The sequence below is a fragment of the Micromonospora mangrovicola genome (assembly GCF_047200535.1).
GTDB lineage: Bacteria > Actinomycetota > Actinomycetes > Mycobacteriales > Micromonosporaceae > Micromonospora.
In genome coordinates this window covers 1-18,313 of sequence record NZ_JBJZOG010000115.1, presented here as the reverse complement: position 1 = coordinate 18,313, position 18,313 = coordinate 1, and the positions used below count along the sequence as shown (strand labels likewise).

Here is an 18,313-nt window from a genome sequence, read left to right as displayed (position 1 = left end):
CGGACCCCGTGCCGGTGCCGGACCGCGCGCCGGTGCCGCAGGCGGCGCGGGCGCCGATGCCGGCGCTGGACGTGGTGGTGCCGCCGGAGCCGTGGCCGGCCCAGCAGCCGCTGCCGCTGCCGGACCCGGTGCCGCCGGACCCGGCGGCCGACGAGAACGCGGCGGCCCGGAAGGCGTGGCGGGACTCGCTGGCGGCCGGCGAGCCGCTGACGGGCAAGGCGCTCGGCGACCGGTTCGGGCGCAGCGAGAGGTGGGGCCGGAACCGCATCGCGGAGGCGAAGGCGGAGGTCCAGGCCGAGCAGGAAGCCGGCGGCGACGTCACCGGCGAAAGCGACCAGCAGGAAGCCCGGGTGCCGGTCGGCGCCGGGGTCGAGTAGAGGAGGAGAGATCGATGGTGTCGATGGCGATGATCCAGGCCGAGCGGGCGGCGCAGTGGCCCGACAACCCGTACGCCTGGGTGCTGACCCGGGACCGGGACCACGAGCTGCACGGCACGTCGGAGTCGGAGGTCGGGACGGCCGGCCCCCGGCAGGCGACCGAGGAGATGATCGAGCGGGCCCGGGCGGAGGGCCGCCGGTTCCGGCTGCTCGACGAGGGTGACATCGACGAGAGCGCGATCGACGACGGGAAGCACGTCGACCCGGGCGAGCGCGGCGTGGTGTACGAGGGGCTGATCTGGACGGCGGAGGAGCCGGGGGGAGACGCGGACTTCGGGCCGCTGTACGACTTCGGGCAGCCGAACTATGGGTGCGTCGAGATCCAGTACCGCGACGGCGACCGGTGGATTTCGCTGTAGTGGCGATCTATCGGGTCGCAGTGGTTGAATGTGACCGGCCTTGCCGCATGTGGTTGTGCGGCTCGCGGGGCCGCTCAGGGGAGTTGTCGGGGGACAGCACAGCCTGACCGGCTCCGCGACGTGCGGATGGCGAGGAGAGCCCGGGAACCTGCTCACGCGGTTCCCGGGCTCTCTGCGTCCCGGCGTCCGGCCCGGCAGGGTGGGGGGTTACGGTGGCGGGAGAGTGGCAGTCACGGTTTGTTAACTCCCATGTGCCCGTAGGTAGCCCGTTGCCATGGAGCACTGCTAGCTTATAGGTCGGCTGGGTTCAGGCCGGGTTTGCTGGGGGTCGAGACGGTGCGGTGCTACGGGTACGACGAGACAGGGCGCGAAGTCATCGAGGCTGAGGCGGCGGTGATCCGCGACGTCGTGAAGCGGGTCCTCGACGGGGAGAGCATGCGCTCGACCGTGGCGGACCTGCGGGCGCGGGAGATCATGACGTCGGCCGGGCGGCCCTGGACCCAGCAGTCGCTGTCGCGGCTGCTGCGGAACCCGCGGCTGGCGGGCCTGCGGACGTACCACGGCGAGGTGGTCGGCAAGGGCCAGTGGGCGCCGATCATCGACGAGGCCACGCACGGGCGGCTGCTGGAGCTGCTGGACGCGCCGGAGCGCAAGCAGCCGCACGCGACGAACCAGCGGAAGTACCTGCTGTCGGGCGGATTCCTGGTGTGCGGCTTCCCACTGGAGGACGAGGCCGGCAACGGCACCCACCGGTGCGGGAAGCCGCTGTACACGCAGCCGAGCAACAGCGGCAAGCGCGGTTACGTGTGCCGGGCCGGCAGCCCCAGCTATGGGTGCGGCCGCATCCGGATCGCGGCGGAGAGCCTGGAGGAGGAGGTCGCCGCGCGGGCCCTAGCCCGGCTGGCGTCGCCGAAGGTGCGGGCCCGGCTGGAGCGCGCCGTGGGCTCGGCGATGAACGGCGAAGAGACGATGCAGGAGGTCCTGCAGGCGATCGAGGACCGGCTGGCCGAGGCGGGGCAGGCGTACGCGAAGCGGGAGATCAGCCTGGTGACGCTCACGGCGATCGAGGCCGAGGCGAAGCGTGAGCAGAAGGCGGTGCGCGAGCGGATCGCCCAGGCGCAGCGGTTGCAGGCGCTGCCGGCGACGACGCCCGAGGGCCTGGCCGAGTGGTGGGTCGACGCGCCGCTGGAGCGGCGACGGGAGCTGTTGGCGCTCGTCCTGGACCGGATCATCGTGAAGCCGGCGAGCCGCGCCGGGCAGGTGCAGCTCGACGTCGACAGGCTTGAGTTCGTCTGGAAGTGATCGCCCAAGACACTGCCCCCGATCAGTACATCGTCCAACCAGGACACCGCGTAACAAGGATTCGGGAAAATCTTTTCGGCGTGGACTTCTGACCTGTACTGATCGGTAGCCACCTGCCTATGATCCCCGTCATCCACCGATCTCAAAGGGGCTGGTGAAGCCGCGTGCCCTATCGGGCCGCAGTGGGATGGCTGTCGCATCGACACGGACGACGGGGGAGCAGCGCGTTGCATCGGAAGCGCACGATCGAGGTCCAGAAGCTGGCGGAGCGGATCGAGGCCGAGCTGGCGTCGGGGCGGGCAGACGACGCCGACCTCAGCGACGAGCAGGCGGAGAAGGTGGTCGCCGTACTGCTGCCGGCGCCGCTGGTAGAGCTGTCGCATGTGGCCGGTCGGGCTGCCCGAGGCGTGCGGCGGACGGTACGCGGCGTGGCGGCGAGGCCCTACGCCCCGGTGCTCGCTGCGCTGGCGATGGTGGTGCCGTACGCCGACGACGGGATGAAGCTGGCCTCGTGATCCAGGTCGCGGCCTACATAAAATATTGACGCCAAGATCGTCTTCGCCTACAATGAATATGTACGCACCGCGCGTACCGTTCACTGTGGAGGAAGACGATGGTTGCGACTGCGACTGCCGAGAAGCCGGCGAAGGCCGCGAAGCCGGTGCTGCGGGTGATCCCCGTGGCGAAGATCGAGGCGGACCCGGACCAGCCGCGCAAGCAGTTCACCGAGGAGGAGCTGGCCGAGCTGGCGGCGTCGATGCAGAAGCTCGGCCAGCTCCAGCCGGTCGCCGTGCGGAAGGCGAAGGCGGGCACCTACCGCCTGGTCGTCGGCGAGCGGCGTTGGCGGGCCGCCCAAAAGGGCGGCATCGAGACGCTGGCCGCGATGGTGTGGGAGATGGACGACGAGACGGCGTTCATCGCGCAGGTCGCCGAGAACGTCAACCGGCAGGACATGACGCCGATGGAGGAGGCGGCGGCGTACGCGCGCCTCGCCCAGGCCGGCTGGGAGACGGAGGCCATCGCCGAGCTGTTCGGCAAGAGCCTGCCGTACATCGGGTGGCGGATCGACCTGCTTGGGCTGATCGACGACGCGAAGCAGCTCGTCGCCAAGGGGCAGCTGCAGGTGGGCGTCGCCTGGTACGTGTGCCGGCTGTCCGCCGACCAGCAGCGGAGGTTCCTGGTGAAGTGGGCGCGCGGCGAGTTCTCGTCGGCGCGGGACGCCGAGGCGTTCGCCAAGGCGTGCAAGGCGGCCGAGGAGCAGGGCGGGTTCTTCCAGCTCGACGAGGTCGAGCACAGCGAGGAAGAGCAGGAGAAGGTGGTCGCCAAGCGGAAGAAGGTGGTCAGCAAGATCGACCGCCTGGCTGCGGCCGGCGAGATCCTGGCCGAGCTGGCGCAGCTGGACGAAGTGGAGCTGGCGAAGCTGCTCGCCGGCGCCGACGGCGGCGTGGCCGCGTACCGGCAGCGGGTGGAGCACCTTCGGACGGCGGCGGGGAAGGTGGCGACGAAGCTGCGCAAGGCGCAGGCGATTGCGGCGTCGGTGACCGTGAAGCTGGACCCGGACGCCGTGGTGATCCCGGCCGAGCTGGTCGACCTGACGCCGGTGCCGACGGTGCCGGTCAACGACGGGACGATCAAGGTGGACCCGAACTGCACGTGGGAGGGCCACGCGGACGCCGTGGAGGAGTACGGCTTCTGCTCGGTGTGCCAGCACTGACGGGACTGGTGACTGTGGACGTCCTGCGGGCTGACCCGCGGGGCGTCCCTGTCTGTCCGGGCGATACCTGTGCGGGCGCAGTGGGAGTGCGTATGCTCCGGGCGTGGACGCCTGTTCGAGCGGGGCCGGCTGATGCCGGTGCTCGGGCCGATCGAGCTGCCGCCGTGCGGGATCTGCCGGCGCGGCCAGGTCCGGGTGCGCAGGGGCGACCGCGATCCGGTGGTGGTGTGCCTGGCCTGCGACGGCGGGCCGCTGGTGGAGAAGGCCCGCCGGGTGCTCTCCGACGATCAGCGTCGGGCCCTGAACCTGTGAGGCGGCATCTCCGTGCCCGTCAGCTGTACGGTCGCAGTTTGACTGCGGGTGCTCGGTCACATACAATGTTTATGTACAACCCTCGGCTGTTGGAGGCGATCGGTGCGAGGCGAGTCGTCACGGTCCTGTGGGCGTGGCCGCTGCCGTCCGGACCGGCCCGCCTGCGGCAGGCGATGCGGCGAGCGCAGGCCGAGCTGTACCGGCAGGCGCGGATGCTGAACGCGGTCCCGCTCGGACCGGCGGCCTTCCGGGTCGCCCGACGCGCGGTGTTCGACACCCACGCCGGCCCGGCGCTCGTCGCGGAAGTCAGGGCAGCGAAGCTGCCGGAGCAATCGAACGGAGAGGGGACCACTGTGTCCGCGAGCTGTACGGTCGCAGTCATCGACTGCGACTACCGACCCGGGGCGGGTGAGACCGCGTGAGCCGGGACGCGACGGTCGAAGAGGAGGCCGCCCGGGTCAAGGCGGCCCTGCCGGGCTACATCGACGTGCGGAAGACCGCGGCCGCCGTGCTGACCGCCACCGCGGAAGACCTCGGCCTGGAGCTGCGCGAGCGCGACGCCCGCGACCTGGCCAGCGCCGTGGTCGACGCGATCCACAAGGCGGCCGAGCTGCACGGGATCGCGTTCGCGTGCGGCGTCGCCGACATGGAGGTGGCCGCCAACGAGCGGTGGCTGCTCCCGCCGGCGAGGGAGAAGGCCAAGACCGACCCCGACTACCGCAAGGTGGTCGGCAGCCTGGAGCAGTACGCCGAGGGCGCCGAGAAGGTCCGCAACGAGCTGGTCGAGCGGCTGGCCCGCGTCGGCCGGCAGTGGCTGGCCGAGCAGCCGGGAGCGGTTGTCGCGCTGCCAGCGGCGGCGACCGAGGCCCGCGCCGAGGCGAGGGCGGCGGCGTGACCGCGCCCGCCGTCCAGGCGCCGCAGATCAGCCCGGAGCAGGCCGCCCGGATCCGGGCGGCGTACGAGGAGCTGGGCTGCCAGCTCGCCGAAGCCTTCCAGGCGCTCGGCGAGCTCATGCAGCAGATGGTCCGGGCGCTGCGCCCGGCGCTGCGGGGGCTGGTCCGCCTGGCGGACTACCGGCGGGAGCGGCTGCGGGTGATGCACCGGGAGTACCGGCGGCGGCTGCGGCACCGACGGCGGCGGGCCCGGTAGTGGCCGAGCAGGAGACGGCGCGGGACCGGGCGCTGGCCCGGGCCCGCGCCACCCGGCGCGAGACGGGGGCCGAGCCGCCGCCGCGCCGGGGCCGGCCGGTGGTGACCCGGCCGCCGGCGGACGCCCCGCCGGTCGACGACCGGGTGGCGACCCTGGCCACGAGGTACCTCGTCGACGGCTACAAGGCCGACGAGGTGGCCGAGCGGCTCGGGGTCGACCGCGGATGGTGCCGGGCGATCGCCGCCCGGCTGCGAGGGAGGAGGTAACCGATGCCTGACCAGGTGCCGGTCGACCCCGACGAAGAGCCCGTGGAGTGCGAGGACTGCGGACGTCCGCTGCGGACGAAGCGGGCTCGCGCCGAGCGGGTCGGGCCGAAGTGCCGCGTGAAGCGGCTGGCGATGGGAGGAGCAGCGTGACGGCCATCCTGCGGAACACGGACGGGCTGTACACGCCGAGGGTGGAGGCGAGGGCGGTCCTGCCGCTGCCGCCGCTGCCCGACGGCGAGACGGTCGACGTCGCCCACGGCGACGGCATCGTGGAGCTGGAGCTGCTGACCATGCACGGCCCGCCGTCGGTGGTGGCGTCCGCGCTCGACGCGCTGGCCGCGCACCTGGACGAGCTGATCCCGATGCTGGGGCAGCTCTACGACGAGTCCACGCCTCAACATGGAGGTTGAGTTGCAGCTGTTCACGAACCGCTACCAGCGGTTCAGGCCCGACCAGGGCGCGCCGGTCCGGACGACGGTCGGCAAGCCCCGGTTCCCGCTGCCGTACGACCTGGCCGGGTTCGCCCGGCTCCTCGCGCCGAGCTACGCGATGCTGCGGATGGCCGAGGGCCCGTACCGGCACATCTACCTGGAGCGGCTGGAAGCGGCAGGGGTGGACCTGATCTCCGAACAGTTCGCGGAGATCGCCGACGCGGCCGGAAGCGAGCAGCTGGTGCTGCTGTGCTTCTGCGACCTGAACGTGCCGCCACCGGACAACTGGTGCCACCGGCGCATGTTCGCCGCGTGGTGGGAAGACCAGACCGGCAACGAAGTACACGAACTGGACCGGCGGCGCGAAACGCCGGCCCTGACCCTGTTCTGACGACAAAGGAGTTCACGTGGAACTGACTCTTGACCGACCGGAGGTGGGCGTGCCGCTCGACCTCAACCCGCAACTTCAGCCCGGCGAGTCCGGGTACTTCTCGGGGGAGTGGCTGGAGTACCCCTACGACGGCGGCCGCCGCTTCGAGTCGGCGTACGCCGGCACGCTGGTGCGGCGGTGGAACGGCTGGGCGGTGTGGTCCTGCACCCGCGACGTCGCCGCCGCGGTGGTGACCGACCAGGAGATGTCCCGCCGGCACAACCGGGTGCTGCTGGAGCACTCGGGGCTGACCGGCGAGAAGCTGGAGCGGTACCTGGGCCAGGACGTTCCGCCGATGCGCTGGGAAGGCGACGTGATCGTGGTCGAGCGCAAGGCGCTCGACGAGGAGGATCTGCGCATCGAGCCGGACGAGCACGGCCGGTACGTTGTGATGGGCGGCCACTGGATGTGGGAAGAGGTGCCGGTCGACGCGGCCGACACGGTGCACGCGGTCGCTGAGCGACCGTAGCCGTACAGCTGGGGGCCGGTCCGCTGGGCCGGCCCCCTTCGCTTGGACAAGATCAACAATGTTCCCGGCGGGAACATCAGCGGGAACAAGGGGCTACAACCGGCCACAATGGGCCACGAGTAGACACATGCTGAGCAGGCCCGATAGAATTTGCCCAGCTCAGCGGGCTGTTGATCTGGGGTTCAAGTCCCCCCTCGGACACAATCTAGTACATGATCCACTTGGGGTTGCCTGAGCGGATATCGTGCGGGCCGTGGGCCGGTAGGTCAGGGTGAGCCCCAGCTCGCGGTAGATCAGTGCCTTATCCGTGGGGTCAGCGTCGCGGAGCACGGTGGTGCTGTTTCCCAGGGCTTCTACGACGCGGTGGGTCTCGTCAGGGGTCATTGTCTGACGTCCGGTGAGGCGACGCAGGTCGGCCTCGGCGGTGACCTGTTCGGCTTGGACGTCGACTCCAGCGGCTGACGATGGTGGGGTCGGCGCCGCTGTCGAGAGCGGCGCGGTAGCGATCGAGTCGGATGGTGCAGGTGGCGAGGGTTTCCTGTGCCGCCTTGATCGCCTGTTGGTCGACGTCGGTGTGCTGCGCGTCGCCCATGGCTTGGGCCGTTGCGGTGAGTCGGCTGGGCGAGAAGGCTTGGGCGAGCCAGGGGTCGAGTTGTTCGAGGATGTGGTCTTCTCGGACGTAGACCGCTGCGGGGGTGGGCAATGGGGTCGCGTCGGCGTACTCGGCGGCGTAGGTGCAGCGGTAGTGGTTGCGATCGTTGTTGAAGCTGCCGATCATGCGTTGCTGGCAGATTCCGCAGTGCAGCAGGCCGGACAGCATGTAGTTGCGTTTGCTGGCCTGCGGCTTTCTCGCCCCGTCGGGGCGTCTTCCCGCGGTGGCGATGAGGGCTTGCACGAGGGTGACGGTCTTTGTCATCGACTGAAGTGATCTCAGCAAAGGGTTGGACGGCACTGACGCTCCACGAGTTGCTCGTCGTCGGGGCTGGTGGAGTCTGGCCGTCGGTCGGACTGGGGAGACGCTGCTGGAGACGCCAGGCATGCTGTGGGTATGACTGAGAAACTGAGAGATCGTTCCGTGCCCTCCGGCGACACGGTGTCCGCTTCGCCATCAGTGATTTCTGTGATGCTGATCGTCTCGGATGCTGACGCTGCGGTTGCCTGGTACAAGGCTGCGCTGGGCGCGACAGAGCTGTGGAACCTTGGTGGCGTGGCCGGCCTTGAGATCAGTGGTGCGGCCTTCTTCCTCCATGAGGTCAATCCCGGGAACCCCGCAGAGACCAGTCCCGGCCAGGCGGGGGTCACAAGTATCCGCATCGAGGTGTTTGCCGATGATCCCGACACCTTCATCGAGCGCGCCGTGGCCGCAGGCGCGATTGCCGGAGCGGCAATCGAGGATCACCAGGTGCCCTGGGGGACGCACCGTCAAGGTGGCTTCACGGACCCGTTCGGTCACAAGTGGTCCGTAGGCGACAAGTCACCCCTGGGTCCGTTCCCGCGCTGATTGGGCCGGCCCTTCGAGTGCGACGCAGGATCGCGTACGGCGGCCTGGCTTGCGGTCTGGCCAGCTCTGACGCGAAGTGTCGATGCCGGAGTTGGATTCCGAAAGGGTCAACTCGCATACCAAGCCGTGCTGCCCGTACGACTGCAGACCGTGGTGTTCGTCTGCCGCCTTCTGACCGCCGAGCGGGCCCGTCGGGGCACCCGCACCGGAACCCGCAAGCTGGACTGCTTCACCCAGGCGGTGCTGATCCTTCGCTGGTCCGGCACGCGGCTGCGGCAACTGGCCGCCGACACCACCATCGGCAAGTCAACGGCGTACGCCTACCTGCATGAGGGCATCGAGGTGATCGCGGCGCAGGCGCCCAGCCTGGCTGGTGCACTCCTGGCGGCCAAGATGGCCGCCCACCCGCACATGATTATCGACGGCACGCTGATCGAGACCGACCGCTGCCAGACCCCCGGCCCGCCCCCAGGAGTCGACCTGTGGTGGTCGGGCAAACACGACAACCACGGCGGCAACGTGCAAGTACTCAACGCACCCGACGGTCGGCCACTGTGGACCTCCGACGTACGTCCCGGCCGCGAACACGACACCACCTGCCTGCGCGCCCACACCGAACTATTGCCGTCCATCCATGCCTGGGTCAGCGAGGACCTGACCACGCTGGGCGACCTGGGTTACGAAGGCGAAGCCGACACGATCACCGTGCCGATCAAGAAGCCACAGGGCGGAAAGCTCACCGAGGATCAGAAGGCTCACAACCGTGACCACAGCCGCAAACGCGGACCGGGTGAACGCGGAAACTCCCTGCTCAAGATGACCTTCAAGGCACTGCACATCGTCAGCGTCAACCCGTGGGACATCGGCGACATCACCCGCGCGGCGCTCGTGCTCCTGCACATCGAATTCGGACGAACCACATGATCACGAACCGTCACCGAGGCGTTTGCTCGCAATAGCTCACTGCGTCCCGGCCCACAGAACTCGTCGTGTTGATCTAGGGTAATGCGATGACCGCCAAGCCCGTGACGACAGTACTGTTCGACTTCGCCTGGACTCTGTTCGCCAGGGACTCGGAGCGCTGGGTGGGCAACGCGGCGGCATCGATCGACCGGACATTGGCTGCCGGCGAAGCGCACCGTATCGCTGGCGACTTCGCGGAACTGTTGCGGGAGACGGCCACGGATCCGGCCCACATCGCCCGAGATCTGGATCCGCGAGTCTGGGATCGGGCGATCCTCGCCGTGCTGGAACAGACTCCGTCGGTGGCGTTGCGTAGTCTCCTCGGTGCAGACGGCGGCTCCTGGTGGAAGGGTGAGCGGTGGCGCGTACCTGGCTGTCCATCCGGGTCGAACTCGTCTCCGGCCGTGGCATCGACCTGTGGCCCCGGCCTGGCAGGGACTTCGCCGCGAGCCGGTCACACACGTTCGCCCAATTCGCGGACGCGATCGACCTGGCGTTCGCCCGCTGGGACCTGGCCCACATGCACATGTTCACGATGGCCGACCAAACCCAGATCACGCCGCTTGAGCTGTGGGACGGCGAGGCGCCCGAGGGCAGCATCGACAGCGACCGCACCAAGCTGAGCCGGCTCGCCGGCGGCGAGCAGTTCGCGTACCTGTTCGACTTCGGTGACGACTGGGCCCACCTGTGCACGGTCGCCGAGTCCCGCATCGACCCGGTGGAGACGCTCGGCGGTGTGCCTGCCGGGCCGATGCCGCACTTCGGTTGGGGTGACGTGCCCGATCAGTACGGCCGGCGGTGGGACGGCGACGATGGCGAGTCGCCGCCGCCGAAACCGCCGCGCCGACCGCTTGCCGAGCTGCCGCCGCTGCTGCCATGGTGGGGACCGCGCCAACGCGGCCAGTGACGGCTTGGCGCACATCGGACGATAAGCAGCCGGTCTGCCCATCCGAATGCGTACACCGACACCACCATCTGGCCGGCGCCGGCCCTCAGCGCAGGGCTTCGCCAGCGATCGCCCGAACCCGGAGCTTCATCAGGTGCGGGATTGATTCACATGCGGCAATCCAACAATCCGCTGTCGACAAGTGCGTGATGTACAGCCCGGGTTCCACAGCAACGCGGTCGATCTGCTACACGGAAACGGCCTCCCACCTGCATCGACAGGCCATTATCTAGTCGGTCCGGCGTGTCACTAGGCGACCACGTTTTCGCAGGTCCCAGGCGCGGGCGCGTCACCAAGAAACTGCGTCAAAGTAGCTGAACGATGGTGGAGGAACCGGGTCATACGGGACTGCCGGGCGGTGATTCCGAGGCCCATCCCGACCGTGGCTCTATGATCACGATGCCCGGATGGGTTGCGCGCCGCTTCCGCAGAGCGGCAGGGGCCACCAACCGCACCCGCGCCTACCTGCGGAAACGTGATCGCCTAGTGACACGCCTGCTGATGCTGCCCGGACGTGTTCTCCCTGCTCAGGCTCAGGATTCGTGTACCAGGACACGTCAGCATCTGTGGAACTCCGGTACAGCGGTGAGGTTCTGTACGGCACCAGCTGGCAGAGCGCCGGCCGGTACAGCTGGGGCAACTGCGGCTGAGCCGGACGGCGCCCCCGCCACTGTGATCTCGCAATGGTGAGATCGCCGTGACAGCGGCATGGGCTCCGATGGTGGGTCCATGCCGCGCCGGCGTCGAACCGTTCACCTGCGCTCGATCGCCTCCGAACGGCAGGGGACGCAGCGGCCAGCGGGCTGACCAACATGCCCCGGACGCTGGCACCGGTCGCCGACGCATTGTGTGGCCGCGCGCCGCCAGTCGCTCCCGGTCGGCACCGGAGCCCGCCGGGTCGTCGGCAGGAACCGCCGCCACCCGGCAGCGCCGAGGGGCGCGTCGGCCTTCAATTGGTCTTCACTACTTCGGGTGACACGCTGGCTGTCACCCCCGGCCGGCGAATGTGTCACCCCCGCCGGCTGTTCTGTCACCCCCGCTGCGGCTGTGGCCGGTCGGTCCGGGCGCACCAGTCGATAGACGCGGGTGGCGATGCCGGCGACCTTCGACACGACGAGACGACCCAGTTGCACGAGCTTGGCCAGGCACCGTTGCACTGTGCGCTCGGAGCAGCCGACGTACTCGGCGAGGGTGGCCACGGATGGCCAGGCGTTGCCCTCATGGTTGGCGTGGGCGGCGATGGCGACGGCCACCGCCCGCTCGTTCTTCCCAAGATCTTTCGTGGTGAGCAGGGCAGCCTTCACGGCTTGACTCATGGCTTGCGGATCTCCGTCCGTCAGGGCCCGAGGCACCTGTCGTGGCGCCCCGGGCCGATCTCAAAACCGCCGGCACTTCCGGTGCGGCGGCGCGATATGTAGGCGAACCTCGATTGCTGCTGCGCTTTCACCGCGTCCCGGCAATCTGTCGACGACCGGCGTGAGAGCCGGGGTCCCGGCAGCCGCGGGGATGGCATGCAAAATGCTGAGGACGGCGGTGAGGGCGGGGCTCGCGATCCCGCTCGGCAAGGGTCTATGGCGGGACCCGACCCAGGACTGGCTATCGCTTGCGCCCTTTCGTCAGCAGGCCCTGTCAGGCGGTTGGATGGCGTGGACGTCGCCGGTCCGATGGATCAGCCACCGGCGGATCTGATCCCCGCTCAATCCGTCGCCGACGTCAAGCCACGTCAGTCGGGAATGCCAGCGGACCCCGCCGGTGCCGCGAATCAGATGCATGAGCCATGCGACGCACGGGTGCGTCTGACCCGCTTTGACGGACATCCGAGATCAGGTGTCGGCGTACGGGTTCCGGTCCAGAGCCAGGTACGCCAAATGTGCAGAGGCCTGGGCGAGCGGCGCTGGGTGACCTTGCGGCGCCCGTCGCCCCGGCGACGCACGTCTGTTGCTCACGATGAGTAACCGGTGGACGTGGGCCGTCGCCGAATCGCGGCAGAAGAGGGCGGCGACGGCGGCCTGCGTGAGTAGCCAGGATGTGCCGTAGCCCCGAAAGATGCTTCCTATGGGAGAAGCATCAGCGAATCAGTTTGCCGGGTATGTGCCGCTAGGACCTAAGCCCTACCTCGACCGCTTCATGATCGAGTACCGGCTGACTGGTGCGGAACTCCGCAATAAGACCCGACGCCGTAGGGCGTCGTTCTGGATCGGCGACGAGACCTTTGATGTTGAGTATCTGGTGCACGAGTGCCTGCTGCGCTCGCACGGCGAGTTCCGGTGCGCCGGTGACCAGGAGGCTCTCCAGTTCTGCCGGGACACAGCGGACAAGATGGTCTCCCTGTTCGGGATGACGCGCGACGAGGCTGTGGTAGCGATTAACCGGCAGTGGTCGGATGCCGAGCCGGCAGGTCGCATGCCGCGTGTCTGGATTGTCGGACTCGACATCGTCTACCACGAGACGCCGGAGTACTGGGCCGAACGCATCTTCCGTAGTCACGCATCGTCCTGATCAGCGCTGCCGCGCGGTCGGCGGCAGATGCGGATGCCTGATCATGACGCCCGGTAAACACTGTGACCCCGCGATGGGCTTGATGGCTCGTCGGATACGGTGTCGGATCGACTGCAGGGAGCGCCATGTTCGACGAGCCTGTTCAGCGCACCTTTCCGGACCTTGATCCGGACGCATTCTGGGACGACAACGAGTACGCGCTTGGCGCCTACGTCGACGTGCCTCCGTCGCCCGCGTTGATTGATTCGGTGGAGGCGGAACTGGGCTACCGGTTGCCGGCGTCGTACGTGACGCTGATGCGGTCGCATAACGGCGGGATGCCGCACAACTCGTGCTGCCCGGCGCCGAGCCGGACCACGTGGGCCGAAACTCACGTCGCCGTGGACGGCATCATGGGGATCGGACGGGAGAAGCGCTACTCGCTGGCAGGCGAAGCCGGCAGCCGGTTCTGGATCGAGGAGTGGGGCTACCCGGCGATCGGCGTGTACTTTGCCACCTGCCCATCCGCTGGGCACGACATGATCGCGTTCGACTACCGGGACAGCGGTCCTGATGGCGAGCCGCGAGTAGTCCACGTAGACCAGGAGTGGGACTACCGGATAACAGTGCTGGCACCGAACTTCGTGTCCTTTGTTCACGCACTGCGGCCCGAGAGCGAGTACGACGACGAGGTTTGAGGCTCCTGCCCGGCCCACATGCCCGTCAATACGCCGATGCTGCACGGCCATCCAGGCGGATATCCGGACATCGGCAGATCCGGACGCCGCCGGGTCAACCAACATGACTGATGTAGTTGGTCGTTGCAGGGCAAGCTCGGCCGCGAGCCGCAGCCGCACTCGCAGATGTCGATAGCTGCCTTGTACTCGGTGGCGTACCGGCTCTGCACTCGAAGCGGTACGCCGACACCAGGGGCCGGGAGGTCCCGGCAGGGAGTCCCTCTTCAGCATCATGGACAGCGCGGGTAAGCAGCGGCCACGGCCTCGCCAGTCGTTCACCGCGTAGCTCAAGGCCGAGATCGTGGAGTTGTGCCAGCGGGGGAGCCTCACGATCGGGCAGGTGTCCACCTACGCAGGCGGTAACCGTTGCTCACGGTCTTCGGTGTGTTGCAACCGCCGACAAGCGCCTGCGAAGGATCAGTTGACTCGATGTGCCGTGTAGCTGCGCCGCGACCGCCTGATGCTCGTCAGACAGACCATCCGGCCCTCGCCGCGGCGGTGCGCTATCACGATACCGAACTGACTGGATGCCGCCTGGTCAGGCGACCTATGTGGCGTCAGCCGTCGGGCTGGTCCCGCGATCGGCCGAGACCGCTGTGGCGATCCGCACGAACGCGGCGACCGCGAGTGAGTGCGAGTTCTGCGGCCACGCCACCGCGAAGGTGGCCTCCGGCGCGTCGTCGACCGGGCGCCATGTCAGTTGCGGCCGGGCGTTGCGCTCGGCGAGTGAGACGGGGAACAGCGCGAGCATCCGTCCGAGTTCGATCTGACGCAGCATCTGCACCATGTCCCCGAACGGCGGCGACTGCTCCCCGTGTCGCACGTAGACGTGCGCGCCGACGGCGACCTGCTGGTGCTCCGCCTCGATGTCGGCCAGCCGCAGTCGGGGGCGCTCGGCGAGCGGGTGGCCGGTCGGCAGCGCCAGCACCTGCGGCTCACGCAGCAGCGGCTCGGCGTCCAAGCCGTCGGTGTCGAACGGCTCGATGACGATCGCCACGTCGGCCTCGCCTGCGCGCAGCAGCCCAGGCTGCTCGCGCCAGCCGGTGAACATGACCTCGATCGGTACGGCCCCAGGCTCGGCGCGGTACGCCGCGAGCACGTCCTCGAGCAGCCCTGCCTCGACGTCGGCTTTCACCGCGAGCACCAGCTTGCCGCCGGCCACCCCCGCCGCCCGCCGGGCACGCCGGACGGCGGCGTCGAGCGCGACGAGTGCTGCCCGCGCGTCCGCGAGGAGCATCGCGCCCGCCTCGGTGAGGGCGACGCTGCGGGTGGTGCGCTCGAGCAGCCGCACGCCGAGGTCCACCTCAAGCCCGGAGATCGCGCGTGACAGGGCCGGTGCGGCGATGCCGACCCGCTCCGCGGCCCGGATGAAGCTGAGTTCCTCGGCGACGGCCACAAAGTAGCGCAGCGACCGGGACTCCACGCGATTCATGCCTCCAGGGTAATGATCACGCCCGAACCGGACCTTCTCCGCGCACCGTCCGCCACGTGACCATGGGAGCCATGATCGTCATCACCACTCCCACGGGCACGATCGGCGCCGCCGTCGCCGAGTCCCTCCGCGCCGGCGGCGCGCCGCTGCGCCTGATCGCCCGCGACCCCTCCCGCCTGCCCGACACCCTGCGCGGACACGCCGACGTGGTCGTCGGCTCCCACGCCGACCCCGCTGTGCTCAACACCGCGCTGACCGGCGCCACGGCGCTGTTCGTACTCGTGCCGCCGAACCTCACCGCCCCAGACGTCACCGAGCACTACCTCAGCTTCGCGCGCCCGGTCGCGGATGCCGTCCGCGCCCACGGCGTACCCCGCGTCGTCGCCGTCTCCTCGCTCGGGCGCGGATTCGCCGGCCCAGCCGGCCTGCTCTCGGCGGCCTGGGCGATGGACGAGGTGCTCGAGTCCAGCGGCGCCGCCTACCGCTCGCTCCAGCCACCGTTCTTCATGGAAAATCTGCTGCACCAGGTCGAACTGATCAGGGAGCAGGGGATGTTCACGCTCCCCGCCGACCCCGACGCGCCGCTCGCAGCGGTCGCCACCGCCGACGTCGCCCGCACGGCTGCCGGACTGCTCGCCGACCCGACCTGGAGCGGCCAGGAGGACGTCCCCGTCCGCGAGCCCGTCGACCACACCCCACGCGAGATGGCACAGATCATCTCCGAGACGCTCAGGCAGCCCGTCGCCTACCACCAGGCCACGCTGATTGACTACCGCGCCCGGTACGCCTCGTCCGGAGCGAGCCCGGCGATCGTCGACGGCATGGTCGAGATGGCCGAGGCGCAGACGGCCGGCGTCTACCCGCCGGCAAGCGTGACAGGCGTCGGCACCACGTTCCGCCAGTGGTGCGGGTCGGTGCTCGCGGCCGCCGTCACCAGACCGCCGGTGTGAGGGCTCTTCCGGCCTGCATCACCGCAGGTCGACCTGCAGAACCAGAAGCAGCAGGCGAGGCGGGTGCAGTCGAGGACCATTCCTGCTGTTGGGCGCAGTTCAACTCCGTTCAGCGCATCCGGGTGCCCCCCCCCGATCCCCGGCGCGGCGACCGCGGCGCCTGTTCGCTCAGCGCCACCGATGTCTTGAGACTGCCCTCACGGTCCGTAGCATGAGAGCAGGTCATTGCGTCTCATGGTCCCTTGGACCGTCGTGGCCGAGCCGTTCGGCAAGGAAGGCCAGGATCTCGTCTCTGGCGCGCAGTGTCGGGTGTCCCTGCTGGTCGACGAGATGGGCTGTGACGACGCTGTGGGGGCAGCCGACGACATCACGGAAGAACGGGGGTGGCTCGGGGTTGGCCGTCTCGCCCGGGATGACGCGTCCGTCGAACGCGTCGCCCAGGAGCGCCTGGTAGGCGGCGAACCGTTGGCCGGTGCACCACCGGTCGTTGTCGAAGCGGTAGGCGAGCACCGTCAGCCCATCACGCTCGATGCGCTCGCGCACCATCGCGGCGTCCTCGTCGCTGATCTCCAGTCCGGCGGGGTCGTCCAGTGGCAGCGAGGGATGGTTGACCACCGGCGCGATGACGGCCGGTTCGAGTGTCATGGTGAGCGCGAAGTTGCCGCTGAAGCACAGCCCGATCGCTCCCACGCCGGGCCCGCCGCACTCGGCCAGCGCCGTCCTGGCCAGCCCTCGAAGCCAGGCCGTGATCGGGCTTGTGCCGCCTCCGGTGAACGCGCGGAACTCGGCGCTGACGCAGGCACGGCGGACGACCTTTTCCCCGTCGGCGGTGGTGGGGAAGGCGCCGTCGATACCGAACAGCGACGGAAGGTAGACCGTGAATCCCGCGTCTCGAATCCAGCGTGAGAGGCGGACGACGTCCGGGCTGATGCCGGGCATCTCCGGCATCAGCACGACAGCCGGCCCGGACCCGCCGACGTAGACGGTCTTGCTGACGCCCTCGGTGTCGATAAGCCGCGTCGAGAAGTCCGCGAGAGCGCCGTCCGCTTGCGGTTCAGTGATCGCCATAGCCGTATCGTCGGGCGGGAGTATCTGGTCCGGCCAGGGGCGAGATCGCCACATGTCCGGGTAATCTCGCCACCATGGTGGCCCCGCTCCGTGTCGGTGTGCTCGCGTATCCAGGATGCTTCGCGTCGGAGGTCTTCGGGGTTCCCGACCTCCTCACGATGGCCTCGCACATCGCCGCGGCCAACGCGACCAGGGATCCGCTGTACGACGTGTCGATCCTGTCGCCGCGGCGGCGCGTGGTCGCCTCCGGCGGCGCGGCGATCACCGTCGTGCCGGTGCGGCAGGTCGATGTCCTCGTCGTACCCGGGTTCGAGCTGTTCCCCGGACTCGACCTGGACGCGACGCTCGCGTCGCTCGGGCCGGAGATCGAGACCATCAGGTCCAGCTCGCAATCGGGAGTCGCGCTGGTGTCGATCTGTGTCGGCGCGTTCCTGCTGGCCGACGCCGGCCTGCTTGACGGGCGAGAGTCGACGACCTCGTGGCTGTTCGCCGACCGGCTGGCAGACCGTTGCCCTGGCACCGACGTCAGGCCGGAGAAACTCGTGGTCACCGACAGCGGGGTGACCACGACAGGCGCGTTCAGCGCGATGTACGACTTCGCCCTCGGCCTCATCCGCGAGCACAACGGCAGCCGCGTCGCCCGCGCCACCGCGCGTGTCGCGCTCGTCGACGACGCGCGGCCGAGCCAGACTCCGTACGTCGACGCGGAGCTGTTGCCGGCCACCGGCAGCCAGTTCTCGCAAGGCGTCAAACGCTGGCTGGACCAGAACGTGCGCGAGCGCTACGACCTCGGGCTGCTCTCCGCGACATTCCATGTCAGCCCACGAACCCTCCTGCGGCGATTTCGCGGCGAGACCGGCCAGACCCCGCTCGGATACCTGCAGGCGCAACGGGTGCGCAGGGCGAAACACCTGCTCGAGACCACTGAGCGGACAGTCGCCAGCATCGCCGCCGATGTCGGCTATCGCGACCCCGGGACGTTCAGCGCCGTCTTCACCCGCCTGGCCGGGCACCGGCCAAGGGACTACCGCGCGACGTTCGGGGCAAGCGCCGAACCCATCTCCTGACGAACCCAAGCACAACCTCCGCCCATCGGCAAAACCGCGAGCTCTTGCTATCTCTGGAGCCTCGGTCTAGGTAGCTGGTGTTAAACGGCGGTTGATCGGGCCCGGTCGACCGCCGTTGTCGCGTGGGTGGTGTCGGTTCGGTGCGCTGGTTCGAGGGTTTCGGGTGCTGAAACCGGTGCTGGGGCGGCGGTGGAGGCCGTTCAGAGCGTTTGTCGGGTGGGGTCAGCCGGGGCGTGTGGTCCTCAGGCGGGGTTGAGGGCCCAGCCGTGGAGGGTGTGGGTGAGGCCGAGGGTGGCGAGTCT

The 18,313-nt window shown here is 69.2% G+C and carries 24 protein-coding genes and 1 pseudogene; 21 read left to right on the top strand and 4 right to left on the bottom strand.

Going from position 1 to position 18,313, the window contains the following annotated elements:
* The 14 genes and pseudogenes from ACL02O_RS29480 to ACL02O_RS29415 all read left to right on the top strand — a co-directional run.
* Positions 1-377 (top strand): annotated as a pseudogene (locus ACL02O_RS29480) (hypothetical protein); the annotation flags it as partial.
* Positions 378-391: 14 nt separating this feature from the next.
* The gene (locus ACL02O_RS29475; RefSeq protein WP_412821442.1) at positions 392-796 is read left to right on the top strand and encodes a hypothetical protein; all 405 of its coding nucleotides are present in this window, start codon (positions 392-394) and stop codon (positions 794-796) included.
* A gap of 336 nt (positions 797-1,132) precedes the next feature.
* On the top strand, positions 1,133-2,098 hold the full coding sequence (locus ACL02O_RS29470; RefSeq protein ID WP_412821441.1) for a recombinase family protein: 966 nt from the start codon (positions 1,133-1,135) through the stop codon (positions 2,096-2,098).
* A gap of 227 nt (positions 2,099-2,325) precedes the next feature.
* Positions 2,326-2,613 carry a hypothetical protein gene (locus tag ACL02O_RS29465; protein WP_412821440.1) on the top strand — a complete coding sequence of 96 codons (288 nt, stop codon included), beginning with the start codon at positions 2,326-2,328 and terminating at the stop codon, positions 2,611-2,613.
* A gap of 98 nt (positions 2,614-2,711) precedes the next feature.
* Positions 2,712-3,812 carry a ParB/RepB/Spo0J family partition protein gene (locus ACL02O_RS29460; protein WP_412821439.1) on the top strand — a complete coding sequence of 367 codons (1,101 nt, stop codon included), beginning with the start codon at positions 2,712-2,714 and terminating at the stop codon, positions 3,810-3,812.
* 138 nt (positions 3,813-3,950) lie between these two features.
* Complete coding sequence (locus ACL02O_RS29455) at positions 3,951-4,124, top strand: hypothetical protein (RefSeq protein WP_393200285.1); 174 nt, start codon at positions 3,951-3,953, stop codon at positions 4,122-4,124.
* Positions 4,125-4,213: 89 nt separating this feature from the next.
* Positions 4,214-4,546, top strand: a complete 333-nt coding sequence (locus ACL02O_RS29450; protein WP_412821438.1) for a hypothetical protein — start codon at positions 4,214-4,216, stop codon at positions 4,544-4,546.
* Positions 4,543-5,019, top strand: a complete 477-nt coding sequence (locus ACL02O_RS29445) for a hypothetical protein (RefSeq protein ID WP_412821437.1) — start codon at positions 4,543-4,545, stop codon at positions 5,017-5,019. The genes ACL02O_RS29450 and ACL02O_RS29445 overlap by 4 nt, the downstream gene beginning before the upstream one ends.
* Positions 5,016-5,273: a hypothetical protein gene (locus ACL02O_RS29440; RefSeq protein ID WP_412821436.1), complete on the top strand. Its 258-nt coding sequence runs from the start codon at positions 5,016-5,018 to the stop codon at positions 5,271-5,273. The genes ACL02O_RS29445 and ACL02O_RS29440 overlap by 4 nt, the downstream gene beginning before the upstream one ends.
* Complete coding sequence (locus ACL02O_RS29435) at positions 5,273-5,539, top strand: hypothetical protein (protein WP_412821435.1); 267 nt, start codon at positions 5,273-5,275, stop codon at positions 5,537-5,539. The genes ACL02O_RS29440 and ACL02O_RS29435 overlap by 1 nt, the downstream gene beginning before the upstream one ends.
* 3 nt (positions 5,540-5,542) lie before the next feature.
* Positions 5,543-5,689 carry a DUF6011 domain-containing protein gene (locus ACL02O_RS29430; RefSeq protein WP_357326995.1) on the top strand — a complete coding sequence of 49 codons (147 nt, stop codon included), beginning with the start codon at positions 5,543-5,545 and terminating at the stop codon, positions 5,687-5,689.
* Positions 5,686-5,949: a hypothetical protein gene (locus tag ACL02O_RS29425; RefSeq protein ID WP_412821434.1), complete on the top strand. Its 264-nt coding sequence runs from the start codon at positions 5,686-5,688 to the stop codon at positions 5,947-5,949. Before ACL02O_RS29430 ends, ACL02O_RS29425 begins: the two co-directional genes overlap by 4 nt.
* A gap of 1 nt (position 5,950) precedes the next feature.
* A complete protein-coding gene (locus tag ACL02O_RS29420; RefSeq protein ID WP_412821433.1) occupies positions 5,951-6,361 on the top strand; it encodes a hypothetical protein in 411 nt (136 codons plus the stop codon).
* A 16-nt stretch (positions 6,362-6,377) separates the two neighbouring features.
* On the top strand, positions 6,378-6,869 hold the full coding sequence (locus ACL02O_RS29415; RefSeq protein ID WP_412821432.1) for a hypothetical protein: 492 nt from the start codon (positions 6,378-6,380) through the stop codon (positions 6,867-6,869).
* A gap of 373 nt (positions 6,870-7,242) precedes the next feature.
* On the opposite strand, the gene ACL02O_RS29410 is transcribed toward ACL02O_RS29415, so the two are convergent.
* A complete protein-coding gene (locus ACL02O_RS29410; protein ID WP_412821431.1) occupies positions 7,243-7,785 on the bottom strand; it encodes a recombinase zinc ribbon domain-containing protein in 543 nt (180 codons plus the stop codon).
* A 132-nt stretch (positions 7,786-7,917) separates the two neighbouring features.
* Between ACL02O_RS29410 and ACL02O_RS29405 the strand changes: the two genes are divergently transcribed.
* The 3 genes from ACL02O_RS29405 to ACL02O_RS29395 all read left to right on the top strand — a co-directional run bounded on the left by ACL02O_RS29405 (position 7,918) and on the right by ACL02O_RS29395 (position 10,240).
* Positions 7,918-8,370: a VOC family protein gene (locus ACL02O_RS29405; protein ID WP_412821430.1), complete on the top strand. Its 453-nt coding sequence runs from the start codon at positions 7,918-7,920 to the stop codon at positions 8,368-8,370.
* 126 nt (positions 8,371-8,496) lie between these two features.
* Positions 8,497-9,294 (top strand): HARBI1 family protein, encoded by a 798-nt coding sequence (locus ACL02O_RS29400; protein ID WP_412821429.1) that lies wholly within the window; start codon positions 8,497-8,499, stop codon positions 9,292-9,294.
* A gap of 397 nt (positions 9,295-9,691) precedes the next feature.
* Positions 9,692-10,240 carry an IS1096 element passenger TnpR family protein gene (locus ACL02O_RS29395; protein ID WP_412821428.1) on the top strand — a complete coding sequence of 183 codons (549 nt, stop codon included), beginning with the start codon at positions 9,692-9,694 and terminating at the stop codon, positions 10,238-10,240.
* Between the two features lie 791 nt (positions 10,241-11,031).
* On the opposite strand, the gene ACL02O_RS29390 is transcribed toward ACL02O_RS29395, so the two are convergent.
* A complete protein-coding gene (locus ACL02O_RS29390) occupies positions 11,032-11,595 on the bottom strand; it encodes a helix-turn-helix domain-containing protein (protein ID WP_412821427.1) in 564 nt (187 codons plus the stop codon).
* 739 nt (positions 11,596-12,334) lie between these two features.
* Between ACL02O_RS29390 and ACL02O_RS29385 the strand changes: the two genes are divergently transcribed.
* Together ACL02O_RS29385 and ACL02O_RS29380 are read left to right on the top strand one after the other, a co-directional pair.
* Complete coding sequence (locus tag ACL02O_RS29385; protein WP_412821426.1) at positions 12,335-12,778, top strand: hypothetical protein; 444 nt, start codon at positions 12,335-12,337, stop codon at positions 12,776-12,778.
* Between the two features lie 125 nt (positions 12,779-12,903).
* Positions 12,904-13,455, top strand: coding sequence for an SMI1/KNR4 family protein (locus tag ACL02O_RS29380; RefSeq protein ID WP_412821425.1), 552 nt, complete (start codon positions 12,904-12,906; stop codon positions 13,453-13,455).
* 586 nt (positions 13,456-14,041) lie between these two features.
* On the opposite strand, the gene ACL02O_RS29375 is transcribed toward ACL02O_RS29380, so the two are convergent.
* Positions 14,042-14,926, bottom strand: a complete 885-nt coding sequence (locus ACL02O_RS29375) for a LysR family transcriptional regulator (RefSeq protein ID WP_412821424.1) — start codon at positions 14,924-14,926, stop codon at positions 14,042-14,044.
* Between the two features lie 62 nt (positions 14,927-14,988).
* Between ACL02O_RS29375 and ACL02O_RS29370 the strand changes: the two genes are divergently transcribed.
* Positions 14,989-15,876, top strand: coding sequence for an NAD(P)H-binding protein (locus ACL02O_RS29370; protein WP_412821443.1), 888 nt, complete (start codon positions 14,989-14,991; stop codon positions 15,874-15,876).
* A gap of 222 nt (positions 15,877-16,098) precedes the next feature.
* Here the strand turns inward: ACL02O_RS29370 and ACL02O_RS29365 are convergent, their stop codons facing one another.
* On the bottom strand, positions 16,099-16,944 hold the full coding sequence (locus ACL02O_RS29365; protein WP_412821423.1) for a dienelactone hydrolase family protein: 846 nt from the start codon (positions 16,942-16,944) through the stop codon (positions 16,099-16,101).
* Between the two features lie 74 nt (positions 16,945-17,018).
* Between ACL02O_RS29365 and ACL02O_RS29360 the strand changes: the two genes are divergently transcribed.
* A complete protein-coding gene (locus tag ACL02O_RS29360) occupies positions 17,019-18,011 on the top strand; it encodes a GlxA family transcriptional regulator (RefSeq protein ID WP_412821422.1) in 993 nt (330 codons plus the stop codon).
* Positions 18,012-18,313: the final 302 nt, after the last annotated feature.